This window comes from Colwellia sp. BRX10-3, assembly GCF_014077505.1.
In the GTDB taxonomy this organism is placed as follows: domain Bacteria; phylum Pseudomonadota; class Gammaproteobacteria; order Enterobacterales; family Alteromonadaceae; genus Cognaticolwellia.
Window position 1 is genome coordinate 1,060,818 of sequence record NZ_JACGWA010000001.1, and the last position, 22,145, is coordinate 1,082,962.

19 protein-coding genes are annotated in these 22,145 nt (G+C 38.3%); 3 read left to right on the forward strand and 16 right to left on the reverse strand.

Annotation, left to right across the window (positions count from 1 at the left end):
• Positions 1-246: 246 nt before the first annotated feature.
• From H4J38_RS04705 to H4J38_RS04715, 3 genes are read right to left on the reverse strand one after another with little or no spacing between them, the layout of a single operon-like run.
• Positions 247-771 (reverse strand): CC0125/CC1285 family lipoprotein, encoded by a 525-nt coding sequence (locus H4J38_RS04705; RefSeq protein ID WP_182129872.1) that lies wholly within the window; start codon positions 769-771, stop codon positions 247-249.
• Positions 772-779: 8 nt separating this feature from the next.
• Complete coding sequence (locus H4J38_RS04710; RefSeq protein WP_182129874.1) at positions 780-1,535, reverse strand: anti-sigma factor; 756 nt, start codon at positions 1,533-1,535, stop codon at positions 780-782.
• On the reverse strand, positions 1,532-2,023 hold the full coding sequence (locus H4J38_RS04715; RefSeq protein ID WP_182129876.1) for an RNA polymerase sigma factor: 492 nt from the start codon (positions 2,021-2,023) through the stop codon (positions 1,532-1,534). Before H4J38_RS04715 ends, H4J38_RS04710 begins: the two co-directional genes overlap by 4 nt.
• A 120-nt stretch (positions 2,024-2,143) precedes the next feature.
• On the opposite strand from H4J38_RS04715, the gene H4J38_RS04720 reads away from it, so the two are divergent.
• Positions 2,144-3,484 carry a S8 family serine peptidase gene (locus H4J38_RS04720; RefSeq protein WP_182129878.1) on the forward strand — a complete coding sequence of 447 codons (1,341 nt, stop codon included), beginning with the start codon at positions 2,144-2,146 and terminating at the stop codon, positions 3,482-3,484.
• Here the strand turns inward: H4J38_RS04720 and H4J38_RS04725 are convergent.
• From H4J38_RS04725 to glmU, 7 genes are all read right to left on the reverse strand, one after another.
• The gene (locus H4J38_RS04725; protein ID WP_182129880.1) at positions 3,481-4,398 is read right to left on the reverse strand and encodes a hypothetical protein; all 918 of its coding nucleotides are present in this window, start codon (positions 4,396-4,398) and stop codon (positions 3,481-3,483) included. The genes H4J38_RS04720 and H4J38_RS04725 overlap by 4 nt on opposite strands.
• A gap of 63 nt (positions 4,399-4,461) precedes the next feature.
• Positions 4,462-5,511 carry a hypothetical protein gene (locus tag H4J38_RS04730; protein ID WP_182129882.1) on the reverse strand — a complete coding sequence of 350 codons (1,050 nt, stop codon included), beginning with the start codon at positions 5,509-5,511 and terminating at the stop codon, positions 4,462-4,464.
• A 492-nt stretch (positions 5,512-6,003) separates the two neighbouring features.
• Positions 6,004-6,426: a hypothetical protein gene (locus H4J38_RS04735; protein WP_182129884.1), complete on the reverse strand. Its 423-nt coding sequence runs from the start codon at positions 6,424-6,426 to the stop codon at positions 6,004-6,006.
• A gap of 10 nt (positions 6,427-6,436) precedes the next feature.
• Entirely contained in the window at positions 6,437-6,604 is a 168-nt protein-coding gene (locus H4J38_RS04740) for a DUF1328 domain-containing protein (protein WP_182130165.1), read from the reverse strand.
• Positions 6,605-6,790: 186 nt separating this feature from the next.
• Positions 6,791-8,623: a glutamine--fructose-6-phosphate transaminase (isomerizing) gene (gene glmS, locus H4J38_RS04745; RefSeq protein ID WP_182129886.1), complete on the reverse strand. Its 1,833-nt coding sequence runs from the start codon at positions 8,621-8,623 to the stop codon at positions 6,791-6,793.
• Between the two features lie 16 nt (positions 8,624-8,639).
• Complete coding sequence (locus tag H4J38_RS04750; RefSeq protein ID WP_182129888.1) at positions 8,640-9,401, reverse strand: DeoR/GlpR family DNA-binding transcription regulator; 762 nt, start codon at positions 9,399-9,401, stop codon at positions 8,640-8,642.
• A gap of 248 nt (positions 9,402-9,649) precedes the next feature.
• Entirely contained in the window at positions 9,650-11,011 is a 1,362-nt protein-coding gene (gene glmU, locus H4J38_RS04755) for a bifunctional UDP-N-acetylglucosamine diphosphorylase/glucosamine-1-phosphate N-acetyltransferase GlmU (protein WP_182129890.1), read from the reverse strand.
• A 263-nt stretch (positions 11,012-11,274) separates the two neighbouring features.
• On the opposite strand from glmU, the gene H4J38_RS04760 reads away from it, so the two are divergent.
• The gene (locus H4J38_RS04760; RefSeq protein WP_182129892.1) at positions 11,275-13,632 is read left to right on the forward strand and encodes a Tex family protein; all 2,358 of its coding nucleotides are present in this window, start codon (positions 11,275-11,277) and stop codon (positions 13,630-13,632) included.
• 260 nt (positions 13,633-13,892) lie between these two features.
• Here H4J38_RS04760 and H4J38_RS04765 read toward each other — a convergent pair whose 3' ends face one another.
• Both H4J38_RS04765 and H4J38_RS04770 read right to left on the reverse strand, forming a co-directional pair.
• Positions 13,893-14,927, reverse strand: coding sequence for a DcaP family trimeric outer membrane transporter (locus H4J38_RS04765; protein WP_182129894.1), 1,035 nt, complete (start codon positions 14,925-14,927; stop codon positions 13,893-13,895).
• Positions 14,928-15,023: 96 nt separating this feature from the next.
• Positions 15,024-15,539: an acyl-CoA synthetase gene (locus tag H4J38_RS04770; protein ID WP_182129896.1), complete on the reverse strand. Its 516-nt coding sequence runs from the start codon at positions 15,537-15,539 to the stop codon at positions 15,024-15,026.
• A 286-nt stretch (positions 15,540-15,825) separates the two neighbouring features.
• On the opposite strand from H4J38_RS04770, the gene H4J38_RS04775 reads away from it, so the two are divergent.
• Positions 15,826-18,111 (forward strand): DPP IV N-terminal domain-containing protein, encoded by a 2,286-nt coding sequence (locus H4J38_RS04775; protein WP_182129898.1) that lies wholly within the window; start codon positions 15,826-15,828, stop codon positions 18,109-18,111.
• Positions 18,112-18,246: 135 nt separating this feature from the next.
• Here H4J38_RS04775 and H4J38_RS04780 read toward each other — a convergent pair whose 3' ends face one another.
• From H4J38_RS04780 to H4J38_RS04795, 4 genes are all read right to left on the reverse strand, one after another.
• Complete coding sequence (locus H4J38_RS04780; protein ID WP_182129900.1) at positions 18,247-20,133, reverse strand: DUF4105 domain-containing protein; 1,887 nt, start codon at positions 20,131-20,133, stop codon at positions 18,247-18,249.
• 66 nt (positions 20,134-20,199) lie between these two features.
• Positions 20,200-20,709 carry a DUF3015 family protein gene (locus tag H4J38_RS04785; protein WP_182129902.1) on the reverse strand — a complete coding sequence of 170 codons (510 nt, stop codon included), beginning with the start codon at positions 20,707-20,709 and terminating at the stop codon, positions 20,200-20,202.
• Between the two features lie 176 nt (positions 20,710-20,885).
• Positions 20,886-21,446, reverse strand: coding sequence for a YceI family protein (locus H4J38_RS04790; protein ID WP_182129904.1), 561 nt, complete (start codon positions 21,444-21,446; stop codon positions 20,886-20,888).
• Positions 21,447-21,479: 33 nt separating this feature from the next.
• Complete coding sequence (locus H4J38_RS04795) at positions 21,480-22,040, reverse strand: cytochrome b (RefSeq protein WP_182129906.1); 561 nt, start codon at positions 22,038-22,040, stop codon at positions 21,480-21,482.
• Between the last annotated feature and the right edge of the window lie 105 nt (positions 22,041-22,145).

Consider the following 22,145-nt stretch of genomic DNA (forward strand, 5'->3'; position numbering starts at 1 on the left):
CCATACTCAATGAGCCTAAAGCATTTTTCTTTCCGTACGTTGGCAACATATTTTCTGTTAATCAGAATATAACAAGTGACATTCGCTCGATAAAGTTCTGAACACGGTAGCCTATTTTCAAAACAAGAACTGTTTCAACATTAATAAATAAAAGTAAAAAAGGCCCAAATAGGCCCAAATAGGCCTTTTAAAATTTTAGCTTTTATGAAGATATTTCTTCAGTTTTTTACTCATTTAAGCAATGAACTACTTAGCGTTCGTTGTTAGTTTTTTAGATAAGTTTTCAATCACATCAGCGGCATTATAGCTCGACTCGTTAGTCATAACGCCTTTGCCCATGCGAATTTCTAAAATACTGTGCACTTCTTTGCGACTACTAGCATTACTAAATGAAACGCCAACTTCATTCATAGGGCGGTGATGAGTTTCACAGGTTAATAAACCACAACGACGTTCAACACGCTGCTGGTGTGATAAACCTATCGCTGAAGCTGGCTCTACTTTTTCAGACTCAACAAAGGTCTCTTTACTGGTGATAACAAACCAATCAAAGCCTTGATCTTGGGTGAGTTCAGCAGATCTTAATAAAGCATAATCTGCGGCGTCGGCAACACTAGTTGAGACACTTTTAAACTGCACACGAAACCTGTCGTTAGTAATTTTTTGCTCACTATAGCCGACTGAACCTTTATTCGCGGGGCGATAATCAGGTTTAGAAGTACAAGCTGTAACTAATAAAGTCATTAATATAAAAGTAATAAGTGTTTTCATTTTTCACCTCAGTTATTTTTAGTTGTTTGCCAATTATTCGTAATAGCTCGTTGTTCTTGAGCTCTATCCATAGCAGGTCCTTTGATCATATCGTCAATAACGCTATCAAGTTGAGCATTGTTGGACGCCGTACGATAATCTTGCAAATTTTCTGTCAAGTTTACTTTTTCTGTGAGCTTAAGCTGCCATTGCTTGTTTTCTTTACAGGCAATATTAACGCTAGTTTTTTGCTCGTTTGCGTGTTGAAACTGACGACAGTAATCGCCTGCATGGTTGGTAAAACTTAAATTTGCCGTTATTGCATCGCCTTGTGTTGTTATTGACATTTCACCGCTCGGCATCTGATCTAAGGCTTGCGCTACCCCTGCGGTAATTACTGACGATTGTTGCTGTGATTGCATTAGAGTTACGGTACCAACACCAAATAGCATGGCAACGCCGGCCGCTAAAGCATAATGTTTTTTTATGCTTTTATTGATACTTTTCCAATGTGATAAACTAACAACATTTTCCCCTGTTACTGAAGGTTCATCATGCGCTATTTTTTTATCAATTTTTTTAGCTAGTTGCAACAAATCATCAGCAACAGGTGTTGTATCCATAATGGCCGCATTTTCTACCACCCAGTGATCTACCTGTGCTAATTCAGCTAAACGCATCACTAAATCGTCATCGGTTTCCAGCGCACAGCGTACTGCTTCCATCATCTCTTCGCTAAGTTCAGCATCTAAAAAAGCACTTAACATTTCATCGCTTATTTTCATGCGTCTACTCCTACTCGATAAGGTTTCATCATATCCACTAATGCGGCACGCGCTCGCGATAACCGACTCATCACAGTACCAACCGGGATTTCCATTGATGCTGCCACCTCTTTATATGACATACCTTGTACCGCTACTAAGGATAAAATAGCACGCTGATCGTCAGGTAAAGTATTCATCGCTACATTAACATGGCCTAGCATTTCTTTGCTGTCGAATACTTGCTGTTCATCCATGCTTTGTGATTCTTGTAATTCAGGCTTAAGCACAGCATTTTGCCTAACTTTACGAGCACGGTATTCATCAATCCATACATTACGACAAACTTTAAATGCCCATTTAGTGACATCAACTTCAGCAGGCACGCCTTTTGTTAGTATTTTTTCCAACGTAGTTTGCACTAAATCGTCTGCATCAGCAGCATTCCCCGTTAATGAGTAGGCAAAGCGTCTTAGCATTGGTAGTATGTTTTCAATGGTTTTATGCATGTTTTTACTCCTCTTACTTAAGAAGACGTGTGTAAAAGTTTTTTATTCCATAAAAGGAAATATATTTTCAGTTGAAACGTTTTATTAACACCACACTTATTTTTGAGGTTCAAGATTAACATGAAAACCTTAGCCATTACCGCCATATTTCTTACTGCTTTTAGTACATTTATCCCTGCACAACAATTGTCTACAGGTAATGTTATTGGACAAGTTAGTGCTATAGAGCGCACAGCAAACGATATTACCCGGCCATTTGATAGGCCGCCAGTATTAGCACCTTTTGCGCTAAGTGCTTTACCCGACATTGATAAAGTCTTTACAGAGCCTCTTAATGCTTTGCCAGCCACATTAGCAATAACAACCACCGCAGGTAAAAGCCTTTGGTTTGATGTTGAAGTAGAAGATGGTTGGCGGGCTGTTCAAGGACAATGGCTACTTTTAGCTGACGATATAAGCAAAAAGCGCCTAATTGAACATGGTGCACAAATTATTTCAGAATCTCGATATACTGGGTTGGGCCTGGCATTGCTGCGCTTTAGCGTGCCCGCCACCTTAGACTCTAAACAAGCGCTAAGTAATATCCTCTCAGACCAAGCAGCGCTTAGTTTAGCGAGAAACCATATTTATCAAGTACAAAATCAAGCGAGCCTACCTGCAGTAAACCTAGCCAACAAGAGTATTAAATCACTAATGAACACTCTTCCAGCATGTGATTTCGACGTAAAGGTTGGCATAGTTGATAGTGCTATTGACACAAAACATAGCGCCTTTAAAAGCGCTGATATTACTGCAAAATCCTTTTTACCTAATGACTTAAATGCATCAGTGCAACACGGTACCGTAATCGCCAGTTTATTGGTGGGGGAAAGTAAACAATTAGCACCACTTTTGCCGAGAGGTAAAGTATATTCCGCGCAAGTATTTTATCAACAATCAGATTACGCCCAGGGCGCGACGTTATCGGCCATAATCTCTGGCATAAATTGGCTGCTTGAGCAAAATGTGCCTGTGATTAATATGAGTTTGGCTGGGCCTGACAATCAAATTTTGCATAGTGTACTCAACGCCGCTATCGCAAAAGGCGCCATAGTAATTGCCGCTGCAGGCAATGAAGGTCCTGCGGCTCCGCCTATGTACCCCGCTGCTTATCAAGATGTTATTGCGGTTAGTGCAATAGACAAAAACCAGCAAGCTTATCGTTGGTCAAATCGGGGGGATTATGTTGATTACTCGGCATTAGGCGTTAATGTATTAACCGCCAAAAGCGGCCAACGTATTGGTCGGGAGTCTGGTACATCAATAGCCGCACCACAGGTTACAGCCGCGATAGCCTGTTTAACCGCAACGTATGGTAAAGATAAGAAAAAAATATTAGATAAGCTAAATGTATTAGCCGTAGATTTGGGCCCTAAAGGCAAGGACCCTATTTACGGTATGGGCGCGATATTACGCCGCTAAAATTGCGCTTTAATAGACAATGAAGAGGTTGTTTGACTGTAGGTTTGGCTATCAAGTTGCGAACGGTAATCACCATATTCAAGCTTACTAACCAGCGCTAGATGCTTGTTAAATTCTAATTGCCATTGCGCTTGAAAAATATTTCTATGTTCATCTGCCTTCGATTCAAGCTGACTTGGCATATCATCATTGCTATATGCTTGAAAGTCTTTCGATTGAAAACGCCAGCCTATTGCAGCTTTTTGCGCTAAGCCAAATAATTCAAACTTTCGCGAAAGCTTAATGTTCGCCCCATAACCGCTATAATTAAATTGCGCATCAGTAGCGGTTTCCTTGTCCGCACTAACGCCGAGCATAAACATAATTTGACCGTCGTTAATAAAGTGGAACAATTCAGCACTAGCACCATAAGCGTCGGCATTACGGTTAGACATAACCGCAAACTTTTTACTTTTGACTTTTGCGCTAGTACGCAAAAACGTTTGTGGTTGAAGAAAAGTACCTAAGTAGATGCTGGCTTGTTGAAAAGTTAAAAACGTCTCTCCATCTAGTTTGGCTTTTGCGCCATCATAGCGTAAACCTAGATCTTTTTTACGCCATTGATAACTCGCATCAACACTAATTTGATGTAAGGCTAAGTCAAAAGCATCAAACTCTTGGTAATCTTGCTCATTATAACGATATGAAGCCGCTAATTTCGCTTTATCATTGATTTTCCAAAGCCCGGTAACCGCTGCGGTTTTTTCCAGGCCGCTATCGCCTTGTGAAGAAACCTCATCAAGCTCATCAACACTCAGTGCAGAGTTACTGATAATACCTAAAGAAACCTCACCTTTAACACTTACTTCCTCTGACGTTGCCGCCGATAGTTGCATACTTATCGCACACGCTAAACTACTTAAAATATATTTCATATTAATCACCTCAAATAAAAAAGCGCCAGGGCTGCTGGCGCGCTTAAAGCATTTTTTTTAAATTTATAATCCAATATCTAAGTTATTTACCAAGCTATTAGTGACTTCAGCAGCCGTTGCTGCGGCAAGCTCGGTGTTAATTTGCTCAGTAACAACATTGTTGATCTGGCTATTAACGTTTTCAGTGATTGCCGTTTGAGCATTTGAAGTGATGGCATCGGTAACATTAGCGTTCACCGTTTGCTCAATGACCTGCGTAGTTTGACCTGTAGCATCTAACGATACGATGTTGTGCACATTACTTGATATTTGCTGAGATACTTGCGACGTGTTAGCAAATGAATTGGCGCTATCAACACTAGGATTTAGGGCCAAATTTTCAGGTGTTGTCATCGTTTCACTAGGGACAACTTCTTCAGTTTCTTCTGCTGTGCTATTTTCTGGTAATACTAACAAATTTGCACTTGTTGTTTGGGTAAGTGACTGACTCGAGTTTGATGCTGTATCTACTAAGGTATTGTTTCCGGAACTTCCTGAAAGTTGAGTGGCTACTGCTGAGGTGTTAACAAAAGAAGTAGCGCTTTCAATATTTGGATTTAATGCGGCAAGTTCAGGTGTTGCTAACGCTTCGTTTGGCGCGATTTCACCAGACTCTTCTGGTGTTTCACTTTCGGGTAACGTTGGAAGTGCTATGCTTGTTACTTGATTAAGTGACTGAGCTAAGGTTACTGTCGCTCCAGAGATAACACTGATACTCTCGCCAACATTATTTGATAGGCTAGTGTTCAACTCACTATTGTTATCTAAAACGCTTGCAGTACCGATATTCTTTGCGTTACTCGACGGCTGTTCTTCAGTTTCGCTAGGCACAGACTCTGAAGCATTCGCGTCTTCACTATTAGCCTTAACTTTAGTATCGCTTTCAACTGAAGTATCAGATTGTGTCGACATTTGAGTTGATTTATCAGAACTATCTACTTGCTGAGAAACTTTAGTTTCATGATTAATTTGGGTGTTTTGGCTAATTTCAATATCAGCGGCTTGCGCGATACTTACCCAACAACTCATACCACTTAATACCAATACTTGTGCAATTTTATTTAATTTAGTCATGTTTGCTTCCTCTAATGTCTGTTTATGTTAATGACACTGAGATAACGGCTAACGTGTGATATTTATTCCAAATTAATTTAAAAATATTTCAACTTAATTTTTTATTAATATATTTCAATAACTAAAAGTAAAAAATAAACTATTAAGATTTAAGAAATCAGTACCAGAAAGTATTCAACATTTAATCAGTCTTTTTAAGCTTTGGTTGCTAGTTAGAAAATTTAACCAACAAGGGGTGATGTGTGGCGTTTTCATCGATGAAAACGCAATTGTCACTCTTTCAGCTGACATTGAGGGTTTGTTGATATCAGAAGCTATATTCTTAAATGGATTGAATAACAATCTTAAAAGTAACGCAGGAGCAATTACCAAGATGGTTAGGAACGACCAGTTAATCGAGTAAAACTATTATTACTGAACGAAAAAAAGGCCTATATAGGCCTTTTTTAATTCAATTACTGTCAACCCATACTAGGACGGGTCAAACTATAATTAACAATCGTCATCTTCAGCGTCTACGCCTTCTTTTGCTTCTTCACAAGCATCTTCAATGGCGTTACCTGCGTCTTTTTTCATTCCACCAAGTTTATCACTAACACTGGTTTTCATTTCATCTAACTTGTGACCCGCATCGCTTGCCATTTCACTTACTTTTTCGCCAGCACCTTCAATTGCTTCACCGGCATCGTCTTTCATTTCACTTGCTTTTTCGCCAGCGGCTTCAAGTGCGTTACCGGCATCTTTTTTCATTTCACTTATTTTATCACCAGCATCTTTAGCCATATTGCCAGCACCTTTAACTGCTTCTTCAACTTTGTCACCCGCTTTTTCTGCATCTTTTTCACTACAAGCTGTTAAGCCAAACATTGCGACAAAGAAAATAAGTGAGGTTGATAATTTTTTAATAAAAGTCATGTGTTTTTCCCTAAATTTTTGGTGGTTTACCACGAATTGCATTGGCGATTAATGAGATAATCAACAGCACAAAGATAATAAAAAATATAGTTTTTGCAATACCAACTGCTGCGCCAGCGATACCACCAAAACCGAATATTGCAGCAATAATTGCAACAACTAAAAAAGTAAGTGCCAGCTTAACATAATGCGCTCCTCAGTTTATTTTATTACAAACTACCCATAGCATATATAAAATAAAAAGCGACTACTCTAAGAGTAAGTCGCTTTATTAAGTTTAGTATTTTTCAATCTGTTTGCAACTAAGTTGACCACTGTCCAACTTAGATGGAAACCCACACTTTTATAAATCAAATATATGAAATTATTCTACTGTTACAGATTTTGCCAAATTGCGAGGTTGGTCAACATCTGTACCTTTAATAATGGCGACATAGTAAGACAATAACTGTAGCGGTAAGGTATAAACAATAGGTGCAATTAAGTCATCGCATACAGGTACGTTAATTACTTTCATGGTGTCGTCGCTGCTAAAGTTAGCACTAGCATCGGCAAATACATACATTAAACCGCCACGCGCTCGAACTTCTTCTACATTAGATTTTAGCTTTTCAATTAAATCGTTTTTAGGCGCAACGACAATCACTGGCATTTCCGCATCAATTAACGCTAGTGGTCCATGTTTAAGTTCGCCTGCGGCATAAGCTTCCGCATGAATGTATGAAATTTCTTTCAGCTTCAATGCACCTTCCATCGCGATCGGGTATTGGTCGCCACGACCTAAAAATAAGGCATGTTGCTTATCTGCAAAATCTTCGGCTAATTCTTCAATTGAACTGGCTAATGCTAATACTTCTTCCAATTTATTAGGCAAGGTCATTAACGATTGAGCAATTTCGTTTTGCTTTTCTTGTGTCATACCGTGATGCTGACCAATGGCTAAGGTCATCATTAATAAACCAACCAATTGTGTAGTAAAGGCTTTAGTAGAAGCCACGCCTATTTCGGCGCCTGCTTTAGTCATAAAGGCTAAATCAGATTCGCGTACTAATGAAGAACCAGCAACATTACAAATAGTTAAACTTGCTCGATAGCCTATTTGTTTAGCTAAACGCAGTGCTGCTAGAGTATCTGCGGTTTCGCCTGATTGTGAAATAGTTACTAACAGGGCATTTTTCGGGACATGTGATTGACGGTATCTAAACTCACTAGCAATTTCGATATTACATGAAACGCCGGCTAAGGCTTCTAACCAGTACCGTGCAACCATGCCTGAATGGTAACTGGTACCACAGGCAATAATTTGTACATGCTCAATTTCTTGAAAAATAGCATCAGCGCCTTCACCAAAGGTTTGGATATCTAACACATTACCCAATAAACGACCTTCTAAGGTGTTACGAATGGCTGTAGGCTGTTCATACGTTTCTTTAAGCATGTAGTGACGGTATTCACCTTTGTCGCCAACATCATGGCTAACTTCAGACTCTTTCGCTTCACGTTCAACTGGGTTACCGTCAGTATCAAAAATATTCACTTCAAAGCGGGTAACTTCGGCCACATCACCTTCTTCTAAAAATGAAAACTTACGCGTAACCGGTAATAATGCCAGCATGTCTGAGGCGATAAAGTTTTCACCAACGCCGTAACCTATCACTAATGGGCTGCCAGAACGTGCAACTACAACACGGTCTTTATCACGCGTATCAACAACCACAGTGCCATAAGCACCTTCTAATTGTTTTACGCTCTTTTGAACAGCACTAAGCAAGCTATCAGATGATTCTAGTTCATGATGAACTAAGTGTGCGATAACTTCGGTGTCAGTTTCAGAGGTAAAGGTATAGCCTAAACCTTGTAAGCGTGTGCGCAATGCATCATGGTTTTCAATAATACCATTGTGCACAACGGCAATGGTTTCTGACGATATATGTGGATGAGCATTCGCTTCACTTGGCGCGCCATGGGTTGCCCAACGTGTGTGGGCAATACCGGTACCACCAGATATTGGATTAGCATGCAATGCATCTGCAAGTTCTTGCACTTTACCTAAACGACGCGCACGTTTAAGTTGGTTATTATTATCAACAATTGCAACACCAGCAGAGTCATAACCACGATATTCTAATCGCTTTAAGCCTTCTACTAAAATGTCTGCTACATCACGCTGTGCGACAGCACCTACAATTCCACACATATTCTCTGTCCTTTTTTTAACTTGCGATAACGAGGTTAACGCCTTGTTTAATTATTTCACTTCGCACATTTTCAGGCATATCTGCATCTGTTATCAACGTGTGAATTTTTCCCCAAGGTAATTCTAAATTAGGAATTTTTCGATTAAGTTTTTCTGAATCTAACATAACAATAACTTCACGAGATACTTCAGCCATTACTCGGCTTAAGCCTAAAAGTTCATTGAATGTTGTAGTACCGCGCGCTAAATCAAGACCGTCAGCGCCAATAAATAGCTGATCAAAATCATAAGAGCGTAATACACTTTCTGCCACTTGGCCTTGGAATGACTCTGAATGAGGGTCCCAAGTACCACCGGTCATCAATAATGTTGGCTCATTTTCTAATGCATGTAAATCAGACGCTATAGCGAGTGAGTTTGTCATCACCACTAAGCCTTGTTTCGCACTCAACTCACGCACTAAGGCCGACGTTGTGCTACCACTGTCTAAAATAATACGATTGTGATCACGAATAAGCGATGCCGCTGTTTTTGCGATCATTATCTTTCGTTTCGAAACTTTTTCAGTTTTTGGCTCGGTAATTTCATGTGGTAAAGGCACTGCACCGCCATATCTGCGCAGTAGCAAACCACTGTTTTCTAATACCGCCAAGTCTTTACGGATAGTAACTTCTGAGGTTTCAAACATTTTTGCAAGGCTATCAACACTTACTTCACCTAAATTACTTAACTCTGCGATTATGGTGTGGCGACGCTGCTGGGTATTTCGTTTTGACATTGCTTTCGTTTTTACTCTTAAAAGTTTCGATTTAAAACTTAGCTATTAAAACAAAAGCTGAAAATAAAAACAATATTTATCTAAAGATCGGTCATCAATTCATTTAAATATTGTTTAAGTTTACGGTAATTATCAGGGTGAACGATATTTTTGTTCTTATTGTAAGTTTATTACCTACTTGTCGACACAAAATAAAATGCACTAGTTTATAAGCTAGTGCATTTATTTAAGTATGATTTTTGTGCCGGCTATTTTTTACTTGGGCGTTTCCAACCGGCGATATTTCGCTGCTTAGCGCGAGCAACACTTAATTCATGATCATCAACATTTTTCACGATAACCGAGCCAGCGCCTGTTGTTGCCATTGCACCAATAGTAACAGGTGCGACTAACGAGGCATTTGAGCCGATAAATGCGCCAGCACCAATAATAGTTTTAGCTTTATTCACACCATCGTAGTTACAGGTAATAGTACCGGCACCAATGTTAGCATTAGCGCCTATTTCAGCATCACCTAAATAACTTAAATGTCCGGCTTTTGCTCCTTCACCTAAGATAGATTTTTTCATTTCAACAAAATTGCCAATATGTGCATTACGCATTAACTCTGACCCAGGGCGAATACGGGCAAATGGACCAACCGAAGCTAATTCGCCAATAATGGCACCTTCGATCATAGTATTAGGCTTAATTTCTGCACCTTGGCCGATACTACAGTTTTTCAAAATACAATTGGCGCCAATAGTGGCATTGTCAGCAATATCAACATTGCCTTCGAAAATACAGTTAACGTCAATCACCACTTCTTGGCCAACAGTAACGTTACCGCGAATATCAATACGGCTAGGGTCACGTAAACTTGCGCCAGCAATCATTAATTCTTCTGCTTTTCTTATTTGATAAGCACGTTCTAAACCGGCAAGTTGCACGCGATTGTTAGCACCTTCTACTTCAATTTCACTATCAGGATGAGCCGTAGCAATTAATTTACCTTCTTGATGACAGGCAGCAATAATGTCAGTTAAGTAATATTCACCTTGGGCATTATCACTTGATAAATTAGCTAGCCAGCGTTTTAAGTCACCACCGTTGGCCAATAAAATACCTGTGTTCGCTTCATTTACTAATAGTTGTTCAGCCGTGGCATCTTTTTGTTCAACAATGCCAACCACTATGCCGAAACTATCGCGCATAATACGACCATAGCCAGCAGGGTTAGCTAAGTGCACGGTTAATAGTGCCATGCCATTGTCAGGTTTAGCGACGATTAAACGTTGTAATGTACTTACTTTAGTTAAAGGTACATCACCATAAAGCACTAGCACGTCTTCATCGTCAGATAAAAATGGTGATGCCATATCAACCGCATGACCTGTGCCTAATTGCTCTTTTTGTTCAACAAAAGTTAAATCATCACCGGTAACTTTAGCTTTAAGTACTTCACCACCAAAACCGTAAACTAAGTAGATATTTTCGCTATCTACTTGGCGTGCTGCGTCAATTACATGAGACACCATTGGCTTTTCAGCAACAGGATGAAGAACTTTAGGTAAAGCAGAACGCATGCGAGTGCCTTTACCCGCAGCTAAGATAACAACAGAGAGAGCCATAATATTTCCGGTTTTATTTATAAGATTACTTATATCAACTTGATGAATAAGCATAAACTCATCAACTGGTGATAACGTATGGGTGCATTGTAACGTTAAATTAAACGCTTCTCTATTAAAATTATATGAACAAATCACCACGAGTTATTACTTTCTTACCCACAAGAAAAAACCTTTGCGGGTATATCGCACCTCATCAATAATTGGGTGTATAATAAGGCCAACAAAAACAAGACTTTTGATTGATCTAGGATCCCGTATAAATGACGCCCATTGCTGAGCAAATAGCCAAAGAAATCGATGTAAAAACCAGCCAAATAAATGCTGCTATAAACTTATTAGATGAAGGTGCAACGGTTCCTTTTATTGCCCGTTATAGAAAAGAAGTTACCCAAGGGCTTGATGACAATCATCTACGCCACCTTGCGCAACGCTTAGTTTATTTACGCGATTTAGCCGATCGTCGAAAAGTTATTATTAGCAATATTGACCAGCAAGGAAAATTAACCCCTGCGCTAGCCGCCGAGCTTAATAATGCCGACAATAAAACCCGTTTAGAAGATCTCTATTTACCCTATAAACCAAAAAGAAAAACCAAAGGGCAAATTGCCATTACCGCCGGCTTAGAGCCTTTAGCCAATAAAATTTATAATAATTGGCAACTCAACCCTGCGCTAGAAGCAAAAGCCTTTATTAATGCAGAACAAGGTTTTAGTGATGAAAGTGCGGTACTTGAAGGCGCACTTTATATTCTGGTTGAGCGTTTTGCTGAAGACGCTAATTTGATTCAAAAGTTACGTCGTCACTTACTTAAACAAGCTCACTTGTGCAGTAAGTTAATGAAGGGCAAAGAAAAAGAAGCGGCAAAATACCGCGATTATTTTGAGCATTCAGAATTATTAAAATCTGTGCCGTCACACCGTATGTTAGCTATGTTACGTGGTCGAAATGAAAAACTATTATCGTTAAGTATTGATACAGACCCTGGGCAAGAAGGGGCTTTTTCTAGCGCACAACAGCTGATCACAGAACACTTTAATTTACGGTTAACTGGCCAAGCCGCCGCAGAATTTTTAACTAAAGTGGTGCAAACAACGTGGAAAATAAAACTCAGCCAAAGTTTAGAAACAGAATTATTAGGCCAATTACGAGAACAAGCCGAAGTTGAAGCGATTAAAGTTTTTTCACGCAATTTAAGCGACTTAATGATGGCAGCGCCAGCCGGCGCTAAAACTACTTTAGGTTTAGATCCCGGCCTTAGAACCGGTTGTAAATTAGCCATTGTCGACGCGACAGGTAAATTATTACAAACCGCGACTATATTCCCACATGCACCGCAAAACCATTGGGATAAGTCAGTACGTACTTTAGTTAATTTATGTCAACAACATAAAGTAGAGTTGGTGGCGATTGGCAACGGCACGGCTTCACGCGAAAGTGACAAACTTATTGCTGATGTTATTGCTAAATTAGAAACAAATAAGCCTACAAAAGTTATTGTTAGTGAAGCCGGCGCGTCGGTATATTCAGCGTCAGAGTTTGCCGCAAAAGAGTTTCCCGATTTAGACGTATCGATTCGTGGTGCGGTATCGATTGCTCGCCGCTTACAAGACCCACTAGCAGAGTTAGTTAAGATAGACCCAAAAGCCATTGGTGTTGGGCAGTATCAACACGATGTAAGCCAAAGCCAGCTTAGCCAAACCTTAGACAATGTTATTGAGGATTGTGTAAACGCGGTCGGTGTTGACTTAAATAGTGCTTCTGCAGCTTTATTATCGCGAGTTTCAGGTTTAAACAAAACCATGGCAAATAACGTGGTGAGTTTTCGCGATGAACACGGCCGATTTAACAACCGTAATGAATTAAAAAAAGTCGCGCGTTTAGGGCCAAAAGCCTTCGAACAAGCCGCTGGATTTTTGCGGATACATAATGGTAATAATCCATTAGATTTCTCCGGTGTTCATCCTGAAACCTACAGTCTAGTAGAACAACTGTTAAAACAACTTAACACTGACATCAGTAGTGTCATTGGTAATAAAACAGCGCTTGAAAAAATTAATGTTGAAGCCTTAATGAGCGATGCTTTTGGTGAACTAACGGTTAAAGACATTATTAGTGAGTTAGAAAAGCCCGGTCGTGATCCGCGCCCAGAGTTCAAAACTGCAACTTTTCAAGAAGGTGTTAATACCATTAACGACCTTAAAGTTGGCATGATACTCGAAGGCGTTATTTCTAACGTGGCGAATTTTGGTGCTTTTGTCGATGTTGGTGTTCATCAAGACGGTTTAGTGCATATTTCTTCACTGACCGATAAATTTGTTAGTGATCCGCATGAAATTGTCAAAGCCGGTGAAGTAGTTAAAGTTAAAGTAACAGAAGTTGATCCACAGCGTAAGCGCATCAGTTTAACCATGCGTTTAGATGAATCGATACCACAAGTTAAAAGCCAGCCGTCAGAAAAACCGCAGAAAGCGCAGAAAGCGCAGAAAGCGCAACATAATGACAAGAACGTTAAGCCACAACATAACAAAAATAAAACTAGAACTCAGCAACCCAAAGCAGACAATAATGCCGCGATGGGCAATGCCTTTGCAGATGCTTTTGCTAAGTTAAAGAAGTAGCTATAACTTAGTTTTTGTCTGGGGAAAATTGCCAGTTCATCTACCGGCACGGATGCACTAATGTCGTCAAGCCTTGTTCTTACATGTATGTAAGTGAGTAGAGTAATGCAGGAGCAATTAACGAGATGGTTAAGAACGGTCCCACTCTTTCACATCCATGTGATCGTGACATACCGTTAATCCTAAACATAAAAAAGGGGAAACTAAAAGCTTCCCCGAAAAAACCCCGGTTGGGAGGTCAACTAACGCAAGATTGTAAACTAAAGCACGTATTTAGCTGAAAATTGTACATAATCAGAATCGGCATCTTGATCTGCAGATTCAAAGTTTCCTACTTCCAAACCAAATGATAAGTCTTTGGTATAATTTTTGAAAATGTTAACGCCCCAATGTCTTCTATCGGCATCTGCAACTTCTGTCGTGGTTTTACCGAAAAATGCTGTACTGCGAATATCGTCGCTCCAGAAATGGCGATAAGCAACCATGTATGACGTAGTTTCTTCTACTACTTCACCCACTAAATCACGTGCAGCGACAACACCAACATAACGTCCGGTTTCACCACCATGTAATTGAAAACGAATATCATCTTTACCAAAGGTGTTAACTTTACCAGCAATACCATAACCAAATGCTGACTCAGAGTTACCACCAACCGTATTCAGTTGACGAGCTAAACCGGCAACAGAAACATTACCCCAATCACCTTTAAAGGTATATTTAGCAATAACATCAGGTATTTTGTCTTGGGTTGGATCACCTTTGTCAGACTCAGGGTTTTCTATTGCTACTTGAAAGTTACCTTGGGTATAACGAACTTGACCTTGTCGAATAAACGCGGCAGCATTTAAAGGGCCAGCAAAATCAGCGGCTTCAGCTAAAGCGCTGGTATTGACGAAGGTTGACCATGTTTGACCAACCAAAATATTTTTATATTTGATAAATGCGTGACGTAATCTTGGATTTGACGAGTTAGATACTATTTCATTACCACCACCGCCATGAAAATCCATTTCAATAAAGCCGGTTATATCACCATGAACGTATTTAGTGTTAAAACGAGACTCTGTTGCACGAAAACTAGTGCGAGAAATATCGCCAACGCTGCCGGCACCAACCCAATAGTCGTTAGTAATACTATTAATGTTACCGTTAACATAGCGTGTATCTAATTTGATATAGCCGCCAAAGGTAATGGTGTCATCATCAGATAATTTAATTTCATAACCAGCATGTACACTGCCAGCCATAGCTAAAAGTCCTGTTGCTAATAAAAGCTTTTTCTTGTTAAACATTTTTACTTTCCCCATGTGTTATTAACCTTAGAGCAACAACAGCTATGCTCTGGCTTGTTTTTATCGTTTTAGTTTTTAATAACGTATTTATTATTTTTAACTGCAATTAACTAATTCGTTATTATTATTGAGCATATTTATTTTTATGTTTTGAGATTTTAGTATTTTTCTCGAAATTTCTTTATTTTTAGCCACTGGAAATTCATCGACGAATGTTATGACGTCTGTTCGGGCAAATTCACCCAAACAGCCAGCAAGCTTTGCATTAATTACTTTTGAAAATGTTGAAAGTTCAATATTGGTGCTACTTAATTCAACGTAGGCATGTATCGCATTGCCTTTGTTTTCGTCAGGAACACCAAATACAATCGCCTGCTCAGTGCCGGCTAATTGCTCAATGTAGTTTTCAATTGTTTGATGAGTAATACGATAACCACTAACTTTATGCGTGGCTGTAGCCTGAGACACTAACCAAATGTAGTCTTGTTCAGGTACAGAAAAAGCATCTGAATCAGCTAAATTGTCATCAACAAAATACGACCATTCGCCACTGTTAGACTGCAACCAAGATAATTGCGCTTGTTCTACACTATGATTATTCAAATTTGGCATATCACTCTCTATTTAATATCTTTGATACAATATTAATCAAAGATATTTATGATGTTATTAACACTAGAGAATCAGGACTGATTTATAAATTAGACCTAAGTCTAAATTGGTCAAAAAACACGCTAGACTTTAGTCTATACGAGCTAAAATTAATGACGTAAGGAAATACTTACCGTTAGTTGTCGTGAGCAATATTCTGCTGGTCGATAATTTTGCCAGCTAAGTTATAAGAAATGTTAGCATATTGAAAATCCTATTTTTATAGCTATTCAATACAAGGTTATTCATGGTTTCAAAAATAAAATCTATATCAACTAGTGCAGTTTTAGCGTGCTTAGCTTTTAATGCTAACGCCGAGTCACTAAATATTGAAAAATACCAGCAAGCTGAGCGTAAACTCGGCAAACACACAGAGAATTTGGTTTTTGGCACTGTTGAACGACCAAGTTGGACCGAAAACAATACGCTTATTTACCAAAGTAATACTGAGCAAGGTAAGCAATTCTTTTTAATTGATGCCGTAACAAAAGTTAAGAGGTTAGCCTTCAACCATCAGAAACTTGCCAGCGCATTAGCACGTATTACTGACCAAGAAGTTAATCAAAAAAAGTTACCTTTTAGTCGTTTTGATTTTATCGCTGAGCAGCTTATTTTACTTAAAATCGACGACGAGTCATACCAATGCAATATTGATAACTATTTGTGTAAGCTAAGTAAAAATGCCGTCAAAAATGATGAACTAGTCGCTCCAAATGGCGAGCAGGCAGTTTTTATTCGCAAACATAATTTATGGTTACGTAACCTAATTGATAATAGCGAAAAGCAGTTAACGACTGACGGTATAGAGAACTTTGGTTATGCAACAAATAATGCGGGTTGGGTCCGTGGTAAAAAGCCGGTAGTAAAATGGTCTCCAGACTCAAAGAAGCTGACAACTTTCAAACATGACGGTCGCAACGTTGGTGAAATGGGCATAGTGTCAACGGCAGTAGGACATCCAAAAATAGATGTTTGGAAATATCCACTGCCAGGTGATGAAAATATTTTCAAAATTCAGCGTGTAGTAATTAATATTGCTCAAGCGAGTGTTGTTGTGCTCGATATGCCTGCAGATGACCACAGATCTACCATCACAGATCATGTTGCCGGTCGCGATGGTAGCTTGTTAGATGTTGATTGGTCGAGCGATAGCAGCAACTTTGCCTTTGTTTCTTCAACACGTGATCACAAAACTGCAACACTAAAAATAGCCGATGCTATTACCGGTAAAGTCCGCACAGTTTTTACTGAAACGGCACAAAGTTTTTTCGAATCAGGTGTTAGTGGCATTAGCTGGAAATACCTAGATAAAACTAATGAATTTATTTGGTTTTCACAGCGTTCAAACTGGGGACATTTATACTTAGTCGATGCTGAAACCGGCAACATTAAAAATCAGATAACTAAAGGCGATTGGACTGTATTAGAATTGCTCAATGTTAATCAAGAAACGGGAAAACTTATTTTTTCAGGCTCAGGGAAAGAAGGTGGAGACCCCTATTTTCATTATCTTTACAGCATCAGCAAAGACGGTTCAGATTTAACCTTACTAACCCCTGAGAAAAAGCATCATCGTATTACCTTAAATAAAAATGCTAAATATTTCTTAGACCGCGTGTCGACACCAAACCAGCCAGAAACCAGTTCTATTCGCAGTACTAGCAGTAAAACCAGTTTTATCGTCGAACAAATGGATATTACTAAGCTTACTGCTACAGGATGGCAACCACCGACACCATTTATTGTTAAAGACCGTAATAACGAGCATGACATTTACGGATTGATGTATAAGCCTAGCGATTTTAACGCTAGCAAATCTTATCCTGTAGTAAATTACTTATACCCAGGTCCGCAAGTTGGCAGCATTCGTGGCCGCCATTTCAGAACAGCAAGAGGCGATAACCAAGCTATTGCTGAGCTTGGTTTTATTGTTATCGAAATAGACGCTTTAGGTACACCTGGGCGTTCAAAAAGCTTCCACGAATTTTATTATCAAAACATGGGCGATAGTGGTATTCCTGATCAAGTCGCCGCGATTAAACAGTTAGCCAATAAACATAACTGGATTGATAGCACGCGCGTTGGCATATGGGGACATTCAGGTGGTGGTTTTGCTTCAACACGCGCTTTGTTAACTTATCCAGATTTTTATTCGGTCGCTGTTTCTCAAGCGGGTAACCACGATAATAGAAATTATGCCGATGAATGGGGCGAGAAGTATCATGGTGTGTTAGTAAAAAATGAAGATGGCAGCACCAACTACGATAGCCAAGCAAATCAATTAATCGTTGATAACCTAAAAGGTAAGTTACTTATCGCTCATGGCACAACGGATACTAACGTACCGCCATATAACACCTTAATCGTCGTAGAAGCATTAATTGCCGCGAATAAAGACTTTGATATGCTAATGCTACCAAACCGCGGTCATGGCTTTGCTAGAAAGCCTTACATGATGCGTAAACGCTGGGACTACTTTGTACAACACTTAATGGCGTTAACACCACCAAAAGAGTTTACTTTTAGTAAATAACTCAGCATATTCTATAACGCTTGAAAAACCGGTATTGTAATAATATCGGTTTTTTTACTTAGAAAGCATAAAAATGCCTTTGACACCTATGAACTCATAAATAGGCCTGTAAATAGAATGTAATTTCTCATCAATTTACCAATAATACCCTAAACTCAACATCGTTTCGTTATCCGTTAATGCTAGGCGAAAATCTAAGTGTTCATCATTAAATCTAAACCGATAACGTGCCTCTGCTTTAAAGTTAAACTTTGTTACTTGCTTATTTTCAAGATATTTTCTGGCTTCAAGGTCAATAAAAAAATTCCAATCTTCATTAATTGATTGATTTAATGTTAAATTACTTGATATATAGACTCTACCTCTATCTAAATAATTTTCTACAATTGCCCCACCTAAATATCCACCTAAAGTGGTATTTTCAAGGAGTGGAAACGATAACCCCTTATTGGCCTTAAAGATAAAATTCGCGCAGCTAGTACATTCGTTATCTTGTTTTTGTAAGCCCAAATATAGCTTCCATGAATCATAGCCATCATAAGGCAAACCAGTTGCTTGATTAGACACGCTTACCACTTCAAATATAGATAAACTTCTAATAGCTAACTTTGATGCTATATATTCAAGATCGAGTTCAGCCATTTTTAATGCGCCATTTCTGACGTGACCACTTTCAGCATCTAACTGATCATAATAAGCGGGCCTTAGCTTTAGAGTCATGCCATTGCCAAGTTTTCTATTATGAATAAAACTTATTTGTGAATAACTTGATGGGCGCGCTAAATGTGGTGATTTAGCCTCCTTATAAACAAAGCTAGCCTTTCCTATAGCTAACTTATATCTATAGGCCAGAATTTGCGTATATGATCGCTTATTATGTTTTGTATTATCTTTATCCACCGCTATTAAGTATTGATAGTAGTCTAACAAAGTACTGAGTACTCTAAGTTTGACTGCAATAGTTAAGTTTTCTGAATCCAATAAACTTAACTGCCCAGTATTTGCGACTATTTTTTCAATAAACACTTTTTCATTCGATTTTAATTGCCAGTATTTATTATAGAAATTTGATTGTCTGGATGGAATATACTTAATTTTTCTAACCAGAGGTCCGTTTTTGTAAGTTGCTGAGTTAATAGCTCTAACAACCTCTTGCGGAATAACCCAAGGTGCCTTTATTGATGGCAAGTTTATATCTTCAAATAAAGTAAAGAGTTCATACATTCTATAAACACAGTTTTCATCAAAAAAATAATAAATATAATCTTGTTCAATTAGCTCCCAAATATGTGCGACTAAAAAGTAATAATCGTCTTGAGATAAGTTTAATTGGTATTCCCACAAGTCTCGTAATTCATTTTCGAGATAATTTTGAGTATGATAGTAAAAATTTGAATGCGAAAAACTCGCATCGTATCCGCCCACAACACCTTTCAACATATAAGTTATTGGATCTTCATTTTCAGGTACTTTAGCGCCAAAATTTACACTGGTTTCTAATAAGTTAAGTTTTTCGGTATTGCTGGAATTTAATTTTAATAATGTATGGCCATAATAAGAAGCTGGATTCCCCAAATAGCCGGTAGCAAATATAAGACTTAATGATTGTGTAGATGACAGTTTTGACCAATCTAGGAAATCCTGACAAATAACAGCCTTAACTGTGGATAAATCGAACTGCTTCTTTAGCCAATGATATCTTGCAGGGAATCTACATTGTGGGTTTTCTGCAATATTACTAACGCGCTCAGTAGACATAAAAGCGCCTAGGGTGTTAATTAACTCTTCCTTAGCGGTTAGTGTTGATATTTCACTAAAATAAAAACGCTGAGAATGAATAGCAAAAGTTCCGTTTTGACTGACTGGACTTTGTTTTAATTTAATTAACTTTTGCCATTTTATTGATTTTGAAACCGCCGTAATAAGTTCGTTGGAATAGGGTATATCCTCTATTACATGAGCATAAGATTTAAAAATATATAAAAAGCTAGTAACTACTAGTAATAAAAGTCTTAGTTGCATAGGATTTTTAGTCAGATATAAAAATAGCTACTTAATAAGCAGCTATTTATTGAGAGCAAAATTGAATTAAATTGCTGCGCAGTTTCCAACAACAGAAGAGTTGTTAACCATGGTGTATAGAGTTGATGATTTTTGTACTAAACTTTGATCTTGATAATTAGCTTGGCTGATAACTTGTACCATATCGTTACGGATATTAGCAGTAATTTCAGTTTGTACATTGTTGTCACAACCAAGTACACCATACATAGAAGCTAAGTGATCACCTGTACCTTCTGCAATTTCTTCTACGATATTATCATAATTATCAATTATAAATTTCGCAGCTATAATGTTTGCGCCTGTACATGTTTGAGGACTAGCTGTAGCAGATGTAACCGCAGTAGTACCAATATCCCAAATTACATTAGAAGTAACTGCAGCCCATTTAGTATCTTTAAATAAAGCCGCACCAATGCCACAATCGGAAAATGGATTTGGACCAGAACCTGGAGTTTTATCAAAGGCAGATACATTTAAAGAAGATGCACAAACAGCTAAAGTTACAGAACTAATTAATATTTTTATTTTATTCACGTTATATCCATATTTTATTATAAAAGAGACTCTTTAAGCCAAAGCATAATACAAATAAAATACCTATAAATCAATATATTGATACATTAATACAATACTTCTTCATACATAACTTATGATCTATTGTTAGACATAAAAAAAGGACATAAAGCCCTTTTTATAATACTGATGATTTTCTATTGGCGAATGCCTTCAATATGTAATATCAAATCTACTTTGCCAAAATCTTTTTTAAAGCCAAACTCACCCATGGTTATAGTTGATGTGCCGCTAAAGCCTGCACGGTAACCGCCCCAAGGGTCTTTACCTTCACCTATTGTTATAGCGTCGATTACCAAAGATTTAGTAACTCCATGCATGGTAAACGTTCCTGTAATGGTCAGCTTACCTTCACCTTTATCTTCAACTTTGTTACTAACGAATGTTGCTTCTGCAAATTTACTGACATCCAGAAAGTCATCTGAACGTACATGTTTATCACGTTTAGCATGATTTGAGTCAAAACTTGAGGTATCAATCGTTACGTTAACTTTAGACGCTGATATATTATCTTTGTCATAAGAAAAGTTACCTGAAAATTCATTGAATCGGCCAGCAAGTACACTAAAGCCTAGATGGCTTGCTTCAAAATTAATAGAGGCATGTGCGCCCTTAGTATCAATAATATAATCTGCTGCTGATACTGGTATTAATACTGTAGAAGTTAATAGAGCGCTAGCCAGTAATAATTTTTTCATATCTATTCCTTTAAAGGTTTATTTATCTAAATACTATGTCTTAGTCATTCGTTTGAGGGTGTTATCTTTGTCAAAAAAGTGATGTTTCAAGGCAGCTAGGGCATGCACCAATGCGAAAATAATCATAGCGTATGCTACGTAATAGTGCACTTCACCAGCAATATCCTCTTGATTTTTTATCGCTAGTACAACGGGTGTCACGTTAAACCAGTCAAAAACAGCAATGGTTTTTTCATTTGCACTGGTGATTAAAAAGCCTGAAATCAAAACAATGAATAGCGTAACGTACAATATAAATATCATTGAAGCTGATGCTTTTTTCTCAATAGCACTATGACTTACGATCCCCGAAGGAGAACCAGCAATACGACGCCAAAATAACCTAAAAAGCGTAAACCCTAATAAAAGTATACCAACGCTTTCATGCCAATGAGGTACAAGCTGATACCATCGGCTACTGTAATCTAAATCCACCATCCAATAACCTGAAGCAAATAATGCAAATATCGCTAATGCTGAAAGCCAGTGGAGCAATTTACTCAGTATGCCATATTGTTGAGGATTGTTTTTCCACAATAATTTATTGCGTATCATTTTATCTCTTAATGATGACAGTTTTATTTAGTGTAGCGACTCACTTACGATATACCTAGTCATTAGTTAAAAATCACTGAAGCTGGTCGCAATTATCTCACGTAA